The following is an 801-nucleotide window of genomic DNA, read 5'->3' on the forward strand; positions in this document are numbered from 1 at the left end:
CTGCTCCATCTGGGGTTGTTTCGAACGAACCTGCTTTCAAAAAAGAAGGAGAATTAACTTTTCCGAAAATTCAGAAGAAAATTAGTATCGAAATTGCCGATAATGATGCCGAAACTACTCAAGGATTAATGTATCGTAAAAGCATGCCAGATACTTGTGGGATGTTGTTTGTTTTTCCAGATAGTCAAGAAAGAAGCTTCTGGATGAAAAACACCTTTATTCCATTAGACCTCCTATTTATCAATTCTAATAAGGAAGTCATCACGATACAACCCAATCGCCCACCTTTCTCAGAAGAAGCAATTCCTTCCTACAAACCAGCTCAGTATGTGTTGGAAGTAAACGCAGGATTTTGTCAACGAAACGGCATTAAGCAGGGAGATAAAATTTCGTTTTAAACAAAAAATAGGCAAGCTAAGCTTGCCTATTTTTTTCTAGCATATCTAAAAAGCTTTACAGGAAGTTTGTAATCTGTTGCCTCTCCAATCGTATAATAATCTGTTCCAGTTCTTGAAAAAGCTATTCCTTCACCTTGAGCCTCTTCACTTGCCGAATAAGTATAATCCAACAATTTGGCAGGACGAAGTAAAGCCTTTGCTATTGATTCGCCGTCGGCTCTACGCCAATGATATATCTGTCCATAATTTCTGATAAGGATTTCTWKSTTGGAATGAAATTGTATATAAAGGACTTAATTGGAGGAGTGATTTTGCTTTTAGAGCTTTTACCTTAAAAACTTTTGACGCCGACGTCGTTATCAAAGTTATATATTTACACTAGGACGAATGCTTGGTTTGCCTG

General features: G+C 37.2%; 2 protein-coding genes. One reads left to right on the forward strand and one right to left on the reverse strand.

Translation table 11 applies throughout. The annotated features are described in order from the left end of the window. A partial coding sequence (locus BWI92_RS26340; protein WP_141234944.1) for a DUF192 domain-containing protein occupies positions 1-398 on the forward strand: 398 nt, incomplete at its 5' end. Between the two features lie 26 nt (positions 399-424). On the opposite strand, the gene BWI92_RS27570 is transcribed toward BWI92_RS26340, so the two are convergent. Then, positions 425-568 (reverse strand): hypothetical protein, encoded by a 144-nt coding sequence (locus BWI92_RS27570; RefSeq protein WP_176464555.1) that lies wholly within the window; start codon positions 566-568, stop codon positions 425-427. Positions 569-801 lie beyond the last annotated feature (233 nt).

This window comes from Flectobacillus sp. BAB-3569 (genome assembly GCF_002270355.1).
GTDB lineage: Bacteria > Bacteroidota > Bacteroidia > Cytophagales > Spirosomataceae > Flectobacillus > Flectobacillus roseus.